Source organism: Bdellovibrio sp. 22V (assembly GCF_030169785.1).
Taxonomy (GTDB): domain Bacteria; phylum Bdellovibrionota; class Bdellovibrionia; order Bdellovibrionales; family Bdellovibrionaceae; genus Bdellovibrio.
Map to the genome: position 1 here is coordinate 140592 of NZ_CP125854.1, position 14170 is coordinate 154761.

General features: G+C 46.9%; 13 protein-coding genes. All 13 read right to left on the reverse strand.

The features are described 5' to 3' along the window. Positions 1-192 precede the first annotated feature (192 nt). Entirely contained in the window at positions 193-873 is a 681-nt protein-coding gene (locus QJS83_RS00705; protein WP_284606887.1) for a dienelactone hydrolase family protein, read from the reverse strand. A gap of 96 nt (positions 874-969) precedes the next feature. Further along, positions 970-2382 (reverse strand): ATP-binding protein, encoded by a 1413-nt coding sequence (locus tag QJS83_RS00710; RefSeq protein ID WP_284606888.1) that lies wholly within the window; start codon positions 2380-2382, stop codon positions 970-972. After that, positions 2363-3037 (reverse strand): response regulator transcription factor, encoded by a 675-nt coding sequence (locus QJS83_RS00715; protein ID WP_284606889.1) that lies wholly within the window; start codon positions 3035-3037, stop codon positions 2363-2365. Before QJS83_RS00715 ends, QJS83_RS00710 begins: the two co-directional genes overlap by 20 nt. Before the next feature lie 280 nt (positions 3038-3317). Beyond that, positions 3318-4601 (reverse strand): flagellar hook protein FlgE, encoded by a 1284-nt coding sequence (locus QJS83_RS00720; protein ID WP_284606890.1) that lies wholly within the window; start codon positions 4599-4601, stop codon positions 3318-3320. Positions 4602-4741: 140 nt separating this feature from the next. Then, positions 4742-5173: a TIGR02530 family flagellar biosynthesis protein gene (locus tag QJS83_RS00725; protein WP_284606891.1), complete on the reverse strand. Its 432-nt coding sequence runs from the start codon at positions 5171-5173 to the stop codon at positions 4742-4744. Then, positions 5173-6177, reverse strand: a complete 1005-nt coding sequence (locus QJS83_RS00730) for a flagellar hook assembly protein FlgD (RefSeq protein ID WP_284606892.1) — start codon at positions 6175-6177, stop codon at positions 5173-5175. Before QJS83_RS00730 ends, QJS83_RS00725 begins: the two co-directional genes overlap by 1 nt. 14 nt (positions 6178-6191) lie before the next feature. Beyond that, positions 6192-8039, reverse strand: a complete 1848-nt coding sequence (locus QJS83_RS00735) for a flagellar hook-length control protein FliK (RefSeq protein WP_284606893.1) — start codon at positions 8037-8039, stop codon at positions 6192-6194. 27 nt (positions 8040-8066) lie between these two features. After that, positions 8067-8879, reverse strand: a complete 813-nt coding sequence (locus tag QJS83_RS00740) for a magnesium transporter MgtE N-terminal domain-containing protein (RefSeq protein WP_284606894.1) — start codon at positions 8877-8879, stop codon at positions 8067-8069. Positions 8880-8882: 3 nt separating this feature from the next. Further along, positions 8883-9332, reverse strand: coding sequence for a flagellar export protein FliJ (fliJ, locus tag QJS83_RS00745; RefSeq protein WP_284606895.1), 450 nt, complete (start codon positions 9330-9332; stop codon positions 8883-8885). A 54-nt stretch (positions 9333-9386) separates the two neighbouring features. After that, the gene (locus QJS83_RS00750) at positions 9387-10715 is read right to left on the reverse strand and encodes a FliI/YscN family ATPase (RefSeq protein WP_284606896.1); all 1329 of its coding nucleotides are present in this window, start codon (positions 10713-10715) and stop codon (positions 9387-9389) included. Continuing rightward, the gene (locus QJS83_RS00755) at positions 10715-11500 is read right to left on the reverse strand and encodes a FliH/SctL family protein (RefSeq protein ID WP_284606897.1); all 786 of its coding nucleotides are present in this window, start codon (positions 11498-11500) and stop codon (positions 10715-10717) included. The genes QJS83_RS00750 and QJS83_RS00755 overlap by 1 nt, the downstream gene beginning before the upstream one ends. After that, entirely contained in the window at positions 11487-12521 is a 1035-nt protein-coding gene (gene fliG, locus QJS83_RS00760; RefSeq protein WP_284606898.1) for a flagellar motor switch protein FliG, read from the reverse strand. The genes QJS83_RS00755 and fliG overlap by 14 nt, the downstream gene beginning before the upstream one ends. Next, positions 12521-14170, reverse strand: a complete 1650-nt coding sequence (gene fliF, locus QJS83_RS00765; protein ID WP_284606899.1) for a flagellar basal-body MS-ring/collar protein FliF — start codon at positions 14168-14170, stop codon at positions 12521-12523. Before fliF ends, fliG begins: the two co-directional genes overlap by 1 nt.

The window sequence follows — 14170 nt, forward strand, 5'->3', positions numbered from 1 at the left end:
TGTCCAACTTCGCCACAAAGATTTCCTCCCGTTACAGAGCCAAACCCACATAACATTGTCGCAATCTTAGTAAACACAAAAAGTAGATCTATTACCGCGTTTTAATTTTACCGGCCCTTTTGGTAAATTACAGACTTCTCATTTGAAACTCTCGCCAAAACATATAGACGTGATAAGCTCGCCCCATTTCTTTCATAAAGAAGCCTCTTTTGTTTTCTCTAGGGGCAAGTGCTGCAGGAACCAACCGACTGCGTGATGTGTGACTTGCTCTAACGTCCCACTTTCTTCAAAAAGATGAGTCGCACCCGAGACAACGATCAATTGCTTTTCACATTTCATCTGCGCCAGAGCTTTTTTATTTAAAGTCATCACCTCGGGATCATTTCCCCCGACAATCAACAATGTCGGTGCTTTGACTTTTTTTAAGTTCGGCTCTGCCAAATCCGGACGACCGCCTCGGGAAACCACCGCGAAAATAGTTCTGTCGTGAGCAGCTGCTGTAAGGGCCGCGGCCGCTCCCGTGCTTGCACCGAAGTAGGCGACCGGCAGATTCTTTGTTTTAGCTTGGGTTGAAAGATATTTTTTAGCGGCCTGCAAACGCTCCGCAAGAAGTTCGACATCAAAGACTTTGTTGCGATCGTTGGATTCTTCTTCTGTGAGCAAATCCATCAGAAGAGTTCCCAGGCCTCTTTTTTGTAAGACGTGCGCAACAAAGTTATTTCGTGAACTCCACCGACTGCTTCCGCTTCCGTGAGCAAAAATCACGATAGACGTTACCCACTCCGGTAAACCCAGAATTCCTTTCAGACGAAGGTCTCCACTTGGAATTTCAATTTCTTTTTCAATATCCGTTAAATCATGATGGGAAACCATAGATACCTCGGCCTCCACTCTATATTAAGGTAGAGGCATTTGTTCTATGGAATATCAGATCTTTGTTGAATTAAAGACTCTGTCTGTTGACAGGGTTTATGACATCTTTTGCAGGATAACTTCGAACTCAGTGCCACGCCCGTCCTTCACGGGACTGCGAACGGAAACCTTTCCGTCATGCGCTTCGACGACCGCTTTGACAAACGTCAACCCTAAACCCATTCCGTATTCAGACCGGCTCTTATCACTGCGATAAAGTTTCTGCCATATCATCGCGTGCTCATCCGGCGAAATTCCCGGCCCCGAATCGGTGACCTTCAAAATAACATTTTCAGTCTGATTGATGGTCTCGATTGTCACTTCGCCGCCGGAAGGAGTGTACTTGTGGGCGTTATCCAAAAGATTGGCGATAACACGACTGATAAGTCTTGCATCCACCATCGCCCAATCATGGGTATCCAGCTTCTGCACGACCCGAATTTCTTTTTCTTCAAAAGCCATTTCGTACAAGCTCATAATCTCGCGCACAAGATCGCTGATGTATTTCTTCTCAAGCTTCAGCTTTTTACTGCGATTTTCAGCTTCGGTGATATCCGTAAGAACCTGCAGGAAATTAAGAATCTTATCGGAGTTTTCAAAACAACTTTGCAAAGCTTCGCGATAGGAATCCACATCCCCTTCGCTGGTCAATGCGATCTCCGCCCGACCGCGAAGTCTGGTCACCGGCGTACGAATATCATGCGCCAAGTGATCGAAGGCCTCTTTCAGACCGTTTACCAAACCTTCGATTTTATCTAGCATCTTATTACAAAGAATTTTGAGTTCTTCCAGCTCGTCTTCGCTTCCACCCACGGGCACGCGAGTCGACAGTGATCCGCTTTCGATTTTTTTCATGGAGGTGATCAGCTCACGCACAGGACTGAGTGTTCTGTTGGAAAGAAATAGACCGCCCAAGAAACCGATCAAAGCGACCGGCAGAAGAAGCCACCAGAAAATTTTCTGCAAATTGCGCAATTGAGTTGCAAGGCCTTCCGTGCTTTTTGCGACGATAAGACGATTCCCATCTTTCAAAACACGACCCAAAATAAGGATCGTGTCATTGCCATGCACCTCGGGCATCTTCATTTCAAAGATTTGAGTTTTTTGCGACAAGGCATCCCGGCGAAGCGCTTCTGCATCCACTTTGAAATTCGGAAAAGGTTCGTGAGTGAAAAGCACTTCTCCCCGCGGAGAAACGATGGTCACTAACAAAGAGGCGTCCCGGTCATAGTTAGGGACATACATAAAATATTCGTTGAAGTCCTTCAGACCGCGAATTTCTATGCGATTACGATATTCCTCGAGCTTGGCATCAAGAACGACCCGTTCCTGATCATTCAGGGCATGGCTGATTTGAAAGTAGAGGAAACTAAAAATGACTGTTGAACTGAGAATCAGCACTAAAGAGTACGCGAGCGTTAATTTAGTGCTGATCCGGAAGAGCGTCGGCTTAAGACGACTTAAGAACATATCCTACACCTCTAACCGTATAAATGAGGCGTGTAGGGAAATCTTTTTCTAGCTTGTTTCGTAAACGACATACTAATACGTCTACCACATTCGTTTGCGGATCGAAATCATAATTCCAAACTTCTTTAAGGATAGTCTGTTTACCGATGATTTTATTCGGATTGGACATGAATAGATCCAAAAGCACGAATTCTCTTTCTTGAAGATCAAGTTTACGGCCGGCACGGATCACTTCACGATTTAAGCGGTTCAATTTCAAATCTTGGAAAACCAATTGAGTTACTTCCGAAGCTTTTTGAGCACGCTTCAAAAGGTTTTTCACGCGGATTTGCAATTCAGCCATTGCAAATGGTTTCGTCAAATAGTCATCTCCACCCATGCTGAGACCTTTTAAGCGGTCATCAAGCTCACGAAGGGCACTCAAGATTAAAATCGGGGTATTGATTTCTTTCTCACGAAGAGACTTTGCGAACGTGTAACCGTCCATCTCTGGAAGCATTAGATCTAGAACGATGATGTCGTAATGATTAGTCAGTGCTCTTTCATAAGCGCGTCTGCCGTTAGATTCAACTTCGACGTCGCCTTGAAGTTCCCCTAGTCCTTGCTTCACGATTGTTGCAATTTCGTTATCGTCTTCAACTACCAAGCATCTCATTTGGAGTCACCTTTGCTAAACAAGTGTTATTTGTGGGGCTAGGATATATCAGATTTGTTCTTAAACAAAAGGAGCAAATGTCGTAATTATTCCTAAATACCTTATTATTACACACTTTTAATCGACACTGGGAATGAGATTGCAGAGTTAAAATATTCTCGCTCTGAAACGGACTTGCCAAATTTAGATTCAATAAAAATCGCTAAAAAAAGAACAGGCCCGGGGTCAGCGGGCCTGTCGACATGGTCATGGATTTACAATTTAGCTGGTACTAGAGATATTATCTCTTCAACTGAATCACTTCGTTCAAAAGTTCATCTGTTGTCGTGATTGTCTTCGCGTTGGCTTGGAAACCACGTTGGTTTTGGATCATGTTTACGAATTCTGTCGCCAAGTCTACTGTAGATCTTTCGAGAGATTTCGCGAACAACTTACCGCGACCAGCTGCACCCGGGCCACCCAAAGAAGCCGTACCGGAATCTCTGGACTCTTTCAAACGGTTGTTACCGACTTTGAAAAGAGCTTCTGGGTTTTCGAACTTCGCCAAAGCGATTTGCGCAAGGTCAGAAGCCTGACCGTTCGAGTAAACCGCTGTCAAGATACCTTCGTCATTGAATGACAAACCAGTGATCGTACCAGCCGCCGCACCGTCTTGATGCCAAGTGATAAGGTCTGAGTTTTTACCGTACTGCTTAGTACCGTCCAAACCTTTACCGCCTTCTTTAATAGCGTCACCGAAGTTCAATTTTACTTGTTGGTCTTGAAGAGCACCACCTTTGAAGTTGAAGTTCGTCTCTGTCGTTTCTTGGCTGTCAAGTTTACCGTCCACTGTGAACGTCAACTTACCAGCACATACTTGAGACAACATTCCTTCTTCGCCACCAGTGACTTCTTTACCGTCAACAAGACCTTTGAATTCCCACTCACGGTCAGCCACTTTATTGAAGAAGAAGCTTACCAAGTGCTTATTACCTTGAGAATCGTACATCTCAACACCTGTAGAGTAGTGAGAAGTCGAATAAGGGTCTTTGATATCGAACTTTTTAGTCGCTTCCATGCGCGAGTCTAAGTTCAAATCCAATTTCAATTCTTTAGTTGCTTTCGCTGGGATCAATGCGCGTGGGAACTTGATATCCGTCATTTTGTTAACGATATTGCCTTTCTCGTCCGTCGAGAAACCTTGCACGCGTTGATTGTCGTTAGTTACAAGGTAACCTTCACGGTCAAAGTGGAAGGAACCGTCACGAGTGTAAGACTCACCGTCGGAACCTTTTACTTTGAAGTAACCGTCACCAGAGATCGCCAAGTCAGTGACTTTCTCTGTCGCATCGATGTTACCTTGAGTAAGGATAGGGTTTACTGCACCGATCTTCACACCACGACCGATTTGGTTACCACCAAGGATACCTTTTAAGTTTTTAGAGATGATATCTTGGAATTCTGCACGGCTGGCTTTAAAACCTGTCGTGTTCGCGTTGGCGATGTTGTCACCGATAACACCCAAGGCTTCGCCTTGAGCAGTCATACCAGACACACCTGTGTAAAGAGATGAAAGAATACCCATGTGACCTCCATGTCGTTGGCGTCTTCAATCGGAATCCGCCGTTTGGAGGGCCTCCTCTACGAGGACCAGCCCTAATATTTAATTTTTAAAATCAGTTCAGCCTACGAGCTCCGCTCTTCGGCCTCCTCGGCGTCCGCCGATTACAAAACAACTGTTGAGTCGATGTTCGTGAATACATTTTCTTTTAATGCATTCTTATCCATCACAGTCACAACTGTTTTGTTCTTCACGCTGACGATCAGTGCCGAGTCATTCATTAACACTAATGAATCCTTGGAACCTTTCGCCGCCGCTCTCGAGATCGCATCATTGAGTTTTGCGATATCTTCAGGTGAATAACTAATTCCCCGAGTATGCATACGCTCAATCGCGTGATTCGAGAACTTCACTCCTTCAGCAGCCTTGGCAAGGCCTTGAGGATTGATCTGTCCAACATTCTGAGGCTTCATGCCTCCGATGTTATTCAGAGTATCCTTGAAGGAAGGTCCCGTGCCCAGATCAGGTTGTTTTACCTTCCCTGGCTGGCTCGGAACAAGTTGGTCGAATGTTTGTATCTTCTTTAAATCTACCATTACTTCGCCGTCTCCTTAGCGATTCTCTCCATCATGTCGCGGGATAATCCCACTGTATTCATGATATTCGATTTTGCTGCAGGAACCGGTGTAGTGGAAGATGTTTGTTGAACAACATTCCCCTCTTTTTTAGTTTGTCCTGTAGCATCATCTTTTTTCAAGTCTAGGTTTGTAACATCATTTGCTTTCTGGTCGTTGCTCATAAGACGAGGGTCTGTGATCTTTTTCACGTCAGAGAAACGAATCGCTTGGTTTCCTACGTGAAGAACAGGTCCGTCACCAGAGTAACTCACGCCTGTGATCACTCCGTCGAAATCTGTTTTGATCGCAATTTTTTTACCGTCTGCGCCTTTCGCTTCAGCCATGAATTGATATTCGCCGGGAGAAGTTTTCATCGCTCTATCATCTTCACCGTTCCAAGTGAGTTTGTTTTCACCCTTCTTGAGACCTTTCAGATTATAAGTGCGAACAACTGTTCCTTCGGCGTCACGAACTTTCACTGTCACTTCACTTGCTTCCATTGGCAGAGTGAATTTGAAATCGTGATCTTTATCATTCGGGCCGCGCACCACTTTCGAAGAATCACCCGCCACCGCTTTACCGATCAAATTCAACGCTTGGAAATTTTCCGCCGGCTTTTGACCGTTCTTCATTTCATCGAGCGTTCTGTTCATATTCTGCATTTGCTCGAGTGACGAGAAGTTCGCAAGCTGCGCCGCCATCTCATGGCTCTTCATCGGATTCGTTGGATCTTGATTTTTCATTTGTGTCAGCATCAACTTGAAGAAAGCATCTTTATCCAAATTTGGATTTCCCGTTGCACGAACTTTCTTCGACGGATCAGTCCAATTCGGATCAACAATTTTATTCAGAACTTCACCGACGTTTTCACCGCCGATTTTGTCCTTATCGTGAGCACTGATATTGGAAGCGCCTGCAGACTCAGGTTTTGTTTGTGTCGCCCCGAATGCATTCACTCCTAATTTTGTACTCATGACTGTCATGCCTTACTCCTTCGTTAAGCTACCAGATTAAGTCCGTTGCCCTTGCCTTCAACGTTGCGAGGACGAGCTTTACTTGCTGTCTCGATCGGTTGAAGAGGATCACGATTGCGCGCACCATAACCTTTCAGGTTCGGCATATCCATCAAAGATTCTCTGCGTCCCTGTGAACCAAAGTTTTCGTTAAACTGGTTCCAGAATTGACGAGCTTGATCTCTGTTTTGATTGCCGTTCATGTTGGTCTGGTTTTGCGTCGCTGTATCCGTGGAAGTCGAATTCACAACGTCCACCTTTACATTTTCCATGGAGAGCTTGTGAGCAGCAAGACTGGTTTTCAGTTCAGCTAGACTAGACTCAATCGTCTTCTTGGCTTCCTGAGTATCTGCTGACATCTGCAAGTTCACCTTACCGTCTTGAAGCATCACTTTGAGGTGAATCGTTCCCATGCCCTCGGGGGTCATTTGAACTTTCATCTCTCCGCCACCCTTTTTGATCAGGTACTGTGCTTGATTCATCAACTGCTTCACGGCCGCATCATTCTCTCCCTGATTTACAGGAGCTGTCGGAGCCGCCGGTGCCATTGGAACCAAACCCTCAAGCTTCAAAGATTCACCTTTGATCGGAGCCGCTTGCAATGCTTCCAAACCGTTCAGACTGTGCTTAAACTCCGCACCCTTCGTCACAAGTTTGGACTTCGCCGCGTCTTTTTCAGCGCCCGTTCCCTGTTGCATGAACTCTTGCGAGTTTTGTTGCATCATGGATTGATCTTGTGAAGCGTTTTGGAAGAAGTCTTGCGCCGCTTTTCCCTGCATTACCGGAGCTTGTTGATCCGGCATTGGAGCTTTCTCCATTCGCGGATTTTGCACCGCTTGCTGGAACTCCTGCATCAATTCCGCAGACTCTTCGCCTTCAGCCGATGCACCGGAACTTTGCTGCGCTCGCGCCGCTGCTAAAGCCGCCAACAATGCCGGAGAAGCCGCCTCTTTCATTTGCCCTTGCAAATGCGGAGGAAGTTCTTTCATCGGAGTTTGTGGCTGAGCCGGAACTTGCGCTTCTTCTTCTTGTGGAATCAAATCAGCTGGAATTTCCATGGGCATTTCTTCTTGAGGAAGAGAAGCAAAGGCTCCTTCATCCATCATCATTCTTTGCGCCAAGGAAGATTCAAGAGCAGGCATTGCGGTCGGCATTGCCTTGGGCTCTTGTCTCATCCAGAATTTTGAATTCACGCGATCCACGGATGCTTCCAGTCCGTTTTGCTTCTGCTGAGCAGCCGCAATACGCTGTTGCACTTGTTGCAGCGATACACCTGCGCCACCGAAAGTCATTTCGGGAACGGCTTTAGGTTGTTGTGGTTGCGCCTGTTGCAACTGCATAAGAAGCGAAACGTACATTGCCTGCGCTTTGTCCGTTTGCTCTTCATCCAGTCCCAATTGAGCAATCACAGCATTCGCTGTTACTTCAGGAGATTGTGCGAGTTGGGTTTCATCCAGCTGGGCCATCGCCTCCACAAGTCGTGTGGGGGGGATTTTGAATTCACTCTCGAATGAGTCCATGAACTCTTGAATTGCCTTCTGTCGAACCGTCGCCTTCTTACTTATCTTCCCATCTTGCTGCTGAACCGGTGATTCCTTTTTCGCTTCCGATTTCTGAGGCTCTTCTTTTTCATTTTGCCTCATCTCTCGTTGCGGCGTCTCTTTCGTGTCTTTCATTTCTTTCGGCGCTTTTGAAGAAATCTTTTCTTCGAGGGCCTTTCCGAATGAAGACTCGGAGCCGGAACCTTTGAAATCCCTTTCCACCGATCTCTCGGGCGGAGATTTCAACTCGGTCGCACCCACCATGGGAGGGCCGACTATACTTTGTAACAAACCTTCCTCCTTCCTTGGAAAAAGTTCTTACTTCGCGCTCGCGGGCGAGCGTCTTTTGTATCCAGCAAACATCTCAGACAGGATCTGAGCTTTTTCTGGCTTTAATAAATTCATGATATCAGCAGCGTTCTTCTTTTTCATACGACCAAGTATTTCAACCGCCAAATCCTCGTCCATTGTCTCAAAGACTTTAGCCGCTTGTGGTGGCTTCATATTCGAGTACATCTGTACCAAGGTATCGACTTTCTGGTCGTCCGCCTTAACACGGTCTTCAAGCATGCCCGAGATTTTACCGCGCATTTCTTCGAGCTCGCTCAAACGCTTTTCCAATTCCACTTTCTGCACTTGCAGTTCACTCTCCATACGGTTGAGTTCTTCTTCGCGCGCATCCAGTTCTTTTTTTCTATCGTTGAGCTTTTGTAAATGATCAATTTCCACGGAGCTCATTGCCGCGGCAGGAGCTGCTTCCGCGGATTCTGCTGGTGCCGCTGCCGCCGCTTTCGCCGCCGGAGCTGCTGACGGTTCCGCCATGGCTTCCCCCGTCCATTGCACTTCCACACGCTTGATCATACGTTCAACTTCTTCGTGATTCTGAAATCCCCAAACGGCAACAAGCAACCCCATGAAAGAAACGCCGACCATTTTCCAAGGAACCGTGGCTTTTTTCTTTTTTCGAGGAGCACCCATTTTCATGCGACGGCGAATCTGCGCTTCAATATCTTCAGAGGCCAAATCCAAATGCAAACGCGGAGAGGAAGGATTTTTCTGAAACTTCACTCCACCTGATTGATCGGCGACCTTACGTGCATTTTTGAAGAACTGATCGTATCCGCTTTTCATTTTTTAGGATTCCTTCACCGCTTTAAAACGCAGGATGCTCTGCTCATCCATTTCTTTTTGTTCATTGGAAAGCCGTTCGAGTCTGTACTCCTCGAACTTATTTTCCCGCATCTTCTCCATAATTTTATATTCGAGTGCGGCTTGTCGCAAAATCTCTCTCTTGGCCTCGACCAATTTCTCGATTTCTTGTACTTTTTGCTTTTGCCGCTGGATGCGGATTTCCTGTCCTTTTAAGAATTCATGGATTTGTGAAAGAGCTGGACCTTGGGCCCCACCCTGGGAAGCGAAGGATCCCGCCTGCGAATGCGCCTGAGTGACCTGATCGTGCATCTTCTCCAGCACTTCGGTTTCCTGATTCAGCTGCGTAACAACCTCTTGAAAATCCTTTTGCGCAAGATTCTCTTTAATCTTGCGGTGCTCAAGAACTTTCTGAAGAGGAAATTTAAATTTCATTAGAAGTCACTCCAGTTCCGGGCCTGCGGCCCTTCACTCTGCGCGCAAGGCGCCTTAAGCATTCACAAGAATCTGCTGCAACTGACGGATTGTTTGCGTGAAGTTTGTCGGATCTTCCACCCGTTGTTTGAGGAAATCATTCACGGAGTCGATCACTTTCACAGCCTTATCAATCTTAGGATTCGATCCTGGTTTGTAAGCACCGATATTGATAAGATCCTCGGCGTCTTTATAAACCGCCAACGTTTCACGCAGCTTCTGCGCCAACTTTACGTGTTCTGAAGAGGCCACAGCCCGCATCACACGGCTCGCGCTTTGCCCGATGTCGATCGCCGGGAAATGACCTTTTTGTGCCAAAGCACGACTAAGCACAATGTGCCCATCCACGATCGAACGAACAGAGTCCCCGATCGGGTCATTCATATCATCCCCTTCAACAAGGGTTGTATAGAATCCCGTGATACTGCCTTCTCCTTCGAAAGAACCGGCACGTTCCAAAAGCTTTGGCAGAGTCGCAAAAACACTCGGCGTATAACCTTTTTGGGAAGGTGGTTCGCCGGTACTCAAACCAATCTCTCTTTGCGCCATTGCAAAACGAGTAACAGAGTCCATCATCAAAAGAACGTTTTTACCTTGCGAACTGAAGTACTCCGCCAAGGCTGTCGCGACGTAAGCGCCGCGCATTCGCAGAAGAGGACTTTGATCGCTGGTCACACAAACAACCACCGAACGAGCCATCCCTTGAGGACCCAGGTCATGCTCGATGAACTCACGGACCTCACGTCCCCGTTCACCGATCATTGCAATGACGTTCACGTCGGCGCTTGTGTTACGAGCCATCATCCCCAGAAGAACGGACTTACCCACGCCTGAACCCGCCATAATAGCGACACGCTGGCCAAGGCCTGCGGTTAATGCACCATTGATGGCCCGAATGCCAAGATCAATAGGTTCGCGAATAGGGCGACGGTCTAACGGATTCCTGACTTCACTATAAAGAGGAACTTCACGGAAATTTTCGATTTCACCTTTATCATCCAAAGGACGGCCCAAACCATCGACAACGCGGCCTAAGAGTTCTTCGCCTGCACGCACAGTTGCGATCTGGCGAGCCAAGACGATTTTAGAACCCAAAGCGACGCCTCTCATATCGTTGAGAGCCATCATCAAAACGTGTTTGTCTTTAAAACCGACAACCTCAGCAAGGAAGGATTTTTCCATGCCGTTAGGAATGATTTGCACGATACTGCCGACACTGGCACCCGGAAGATAACCCTTGATCAACATCCCGTTCACTTCAGTGACTTTGCCACTATCGCGAGTCAAGTGAATGGAATGAATAACGTCGGCGTATTTATCCAGGTTCAGTTCAAGGTCGCTCATTAACCGGCAATCCTGTCTTTTACTTTTGGCATGTTCTCGGCAAGAACAGACCACAATTGAGCAATACGCTGTTCAATACGCGCATCGACTTCGCCATAATTCGTTTCAACAATACAACCACCGTCGGAAACTTCCGCGCTGGGTTCGAAGCGAATCTTTTTAAGGAATTCAAGTTCACGGCCGGTTTCGCGCTTAAGCTCTTCAAGGAATTCAAACTGCGCCTGAGAAACATGCACCGTGATGTTTTCTTCATCCTGAGACAATGCCACAGCGTCGCGAAGAATTTGCACCATTGCCTCGTTATTGCCTTGCAATTCCGTCTTCGCCAAACGCGCCGCCATTTGGAACATCAACTGAAGCAAATGCGACTCATTGAATGCGGCCATCTCTTTTTTCATTTCTTTAATCGCATTCAATAATGTATCCAAAGATTCCATGCGCTCTGCAATTTCAGCGGAAACTTTTTCGAAAGCTTTCTTACGGCCTTCTTCAAGACCTAACTGATAGGCTTCTTGATACGCGCCTTCTTGAATTTCCTTAAGTTTTTCCAAAGCAGCCGCTTCGACTTTTTCTTCTTCACTGACTTTTTCGACCTGGTCGATACCGGTCTGCACACGAACGGCATCGTTCATGCGGAAGTCCGAACCTTTTTTCTTTTCGGCTAGATAGTTAAGGGCCTGCTCGGGAGTTCCCAAGTCAAAGCGGACTGGAACAAACTCGAGAACGGTTTGTTCAGCCACTTCCTTGGGAAGAACGGATTTGGAAACACGATTAGACCATTGCATCTTCCGAACCACCTCTTGCGATCAAAATCTTTCCTTCCGCCTCTAGGCGGCGAGCGACGTTGACGATCTCTTGTTGTGCCGATTCGACGTCGGACAAACGAGACGGTCCCATGTTCGACAAGTCTTCGCGTAACATTTCCGCCGCACGAGCAGAGATGTTCTTGAGGATCTTGTTGCGAATGTCTTCGCTGGCTGTTTTGAGAGCCAAAAGAAGTTTTTCGTTTGGAACTTCCTTGAGAAGAGCCTGAATACCGCGATCGTCGATCTTGACGATATCGTCGAAGACGAACATAAGTTTGCGGATCTCTTCTGCCAAGAGTGGGTCTTTTTCTTCGAGGCGGGACATAATCGCCGTCTCTGTGTTTTTGTCCATAACGTTGAGCATTTCCGCCACCGGTTGAACGCCGCCCAAAGCCGCTTGTTCCACCGTCGCCGTGTTGGACAATTGATTTTTAAGAACGCGGTCGATCTCGGCAATAAGCTCTGGATCGACGTGCTCGAGGTTCGCCATACGCAAAACCACTTCTGCTTGAAGGGCTTCCGGAAGACGTTTCAAAACCTCGCCTTTTTTCTCTGGCTCCAAGTGAGCCAAAATCACCGCCACTGTCTGCGGATGTTCGTTCACTAGGAACGTCGCCAATGACTTCGCGTCAACCATTTCAAGAGATTCCAAAGAACGGGAACCACCGGAAGTGATATTCAAACCCCCGAGGATGCCACGCGCTCTTTCTTCTCCCAAAGCGTCGACAATAGTGTCTTTAGCAGAAATACTTTCCGAGAAGATATAATCTTCCGTTTCAGAGATCATTTCATAGAATTCTTCCAACACACGCTTTGTCACGTGCACAGGAACGACACGCAGCTTGCTCATCTGATTGATCAGCTTGCGAATGTCAGCGTCATCCATACGGCGCAGAAGGACTTTCACCGCATCACGACCCAAATAGTTGATAAGGATTGCGGCCTTATCAAAACCTTTTAGATTTTCGTACTCAATATTATCGGCCTTATGAAGTTTCATTAGCCATCCTTCCTAACTAGCCACATACCAAACGCATTGGCGGCTTTCTCTTCGTCTCGTGACATGGTCGCCATGATACGGTCTTTGAGAAGTTCGCTTTCTGCTTTTTCCGGATCGATAGATTCCTGCAAGACAGGAAGAGCCGTCGACATTCCAGGAAGTGTATTATCCACTGATTGTAATTCTTCGAGTTCCTCAATTGTACGAGGCAACATTTCCTCCACCGAATCTTGGAAACTGTCGGTGATCCATTGCATGAATGGACGAACGACGATGAAGAAGAATAAAGCCAAGCTGAAACCTAGAAGCGCCCACTTGAACAAAGCGTGGATCAACTTCTTACGCTCAAGCGTCGTCAAGATTTTCTCAGCTTCAGAGAAGTCTTCCGGTTGGAATTGCATGCTTTCAATTCTAACGCTGTCTCCACGAGCAGAGTTAAAGCCAATCGCATTTTTCACCAGGTCTTCGTACTTTTTAAGATCTTCAGCACTGCGCGGTTGGTACTTTGTTTCCGTTGTTCCGTCAGGCTTTGTCGTCGTTACCGCAATACCGTCAACCACGACGGCTACGCTCACGCGCTCTAAACCGCCGGCAGCTTCACGGATATTACGAACTGTTTTTGGAACTTCGTAGTTTGTCGTTTTAATTTCTTTTTTAACGTCTTGTCTAAAACCGACTGTTCCCTGATCCTCCGCACCCGGAAGATTGGAACGTGAACCGGGAACCCCCGCCGGATTTGTACGGGAACCATCCAAAGATTCCTCTTCGGATTGTTGCGAACGGATCGCCGTTTTATCCGGATCCACAGACTCTTCCACAGATGAAATCACACGGTGATTCAAGGTCGCGTCGACTTTCGCAACCACTTTAGCGTGGCCGACCACCTTGGAAAGAATATCTTCAATACGATTTTCAAGATCGCCTTCGATCTTCGCTTTCAGATCAAGAAGTTCGTTGGAACCGCCTGTCGCACCGTTTTCCGTGCGAGTCAGAACTTTTCCACGCTCATCAAGAACCGTCACTTTATCCGCGTCCATACCCTCGACAGCGTTCGCGACGAGGTAACGGATACCACGAACCTGCTCTGGAGCGAGTTCTTTACCTTGATGAAGTTCAACGACAACCGAAGCGGACGCTTGGCCACCTTCTTCAAGGAATGTTTTTTTGTTTGGAAGAGCCAAGATCACTTTCGACTGCTTCACCGCCGTCAAAGTGTTGATCGCTCTCATCAACTCGCCCTGCAAAGCCCTTTGGTAGTTGATTTTTTGCGCGTAAGAATTCATTCCGAAGTCTTGTTTTTCAAACATTTCAAGACCGACGGAACCCATTTTCGGAGAGCCAATTTCTGACATCAACGTCATTTGCGTTGAATGTAAAAGCTCTTTGGGAATAGCGACGGTTTTACCGTCGTCACGTAACTGGAATGGAATATTCTTTTCATTCAATTTCGCTACGATTGTAGAAACTTGTTCCGTAGGAATATTTGTGAAAAGTGGAACATAGTCCTTACCGGAAGCCATGAAAAGCATTGTGAGAATAGCCACAAGCGCGATGACTGAAACCGCAATGACTGAAAGACGCTTGGTTGGACCCAAGTTTTTGAAGAACTCACGAAATTGGACAACCAATCCACCGAAAATCTTATTCAA

What these genes read in the sequence shown, in the direction of transcription:
- QJS83_RS00705 (WP_284606887.1), bottom strand. Translation starts at nt 873, where the DNA reads ATGGTTTCCCATCATGATTTAACGGATATTGAAAAAGAAATTGAAATT.
- QJS83_RS00720 (WP_284606890.1), bottom strand. Translation starts at nt 4,601, where the DNA reads ATGGGTATTCTTTCATCTCTTTACACAGGTGTGTCTGGTATGACTGCT.
- QJS83_RS00755 (WP_284606897.1), bottom strand. Translation starts at nt 11,500, where the DNA reads ATGCAATGGTCTAATCGTGTTTCCAAATCCGTTCTTCCCAAGGAAGTG.
- QJS83_RS00725 (WP_284606891.1), bottom strand. Translation starts at nt 5,173, where the DNA reads ATGGTAGATTTAAAGAAGATACAAACATTCGACCAACTTGTTCCGAGC.
- QJS83_RS00730 (WP_284606892.1), bottom strand. Translation starts at nt 6,177, where the DNA reads ATGACAGTCATGAGTACAAAATTAGGAGTGAATGCATTCGGGGCGACA.
- QJS83_RS00715 (WP_284606889.1), bottom strand. Translation starts at nt 3,037, where the DNA reads ATGAGATGCTTGGTAGTTGAAGACGATAACGAAATTGCAACAATCGTG.
- QJS83_RS00710 (WP_284606888.1), bottom strand. Translation starts at nt 2,382, where the DNA reads ATGTTCTTAAGTCGTCTTAAGCCGACGCTCTTCCGGATCAGCACTAAA.
- QJS83_RS00740 (WP_284606894.1), bottom strand. Translation starts at nt 8,879, where the DNA reads ATGAAAAGCGGATACGATCAGTTCTTCAAAAATGCACGTAAGGTCGCC.
- fliG (WP_284606898.1), bottom strand. Translation starts at nt 12,521, where the DNA reads ATGAAACTTCATAAGGCCGATAATATTGAGTACGAAAATCTAAAAGGT.
- QJS83_RS00750 (WP_284606896.1), bottom strand. Translation starts at nt 10,715, where the DNA reads ATGAGCGACCTTGAACTGAACCTGGATAAATACGCCGACGTTATTCAT.
- fliJ (WP_284606895.1), bottom strand. Translation starts at nt 9,332, where the DNA reads ATGAAATTTAAATTTCCTCTTCAGAAAGTTCTTGAGCACCGCAAGATT.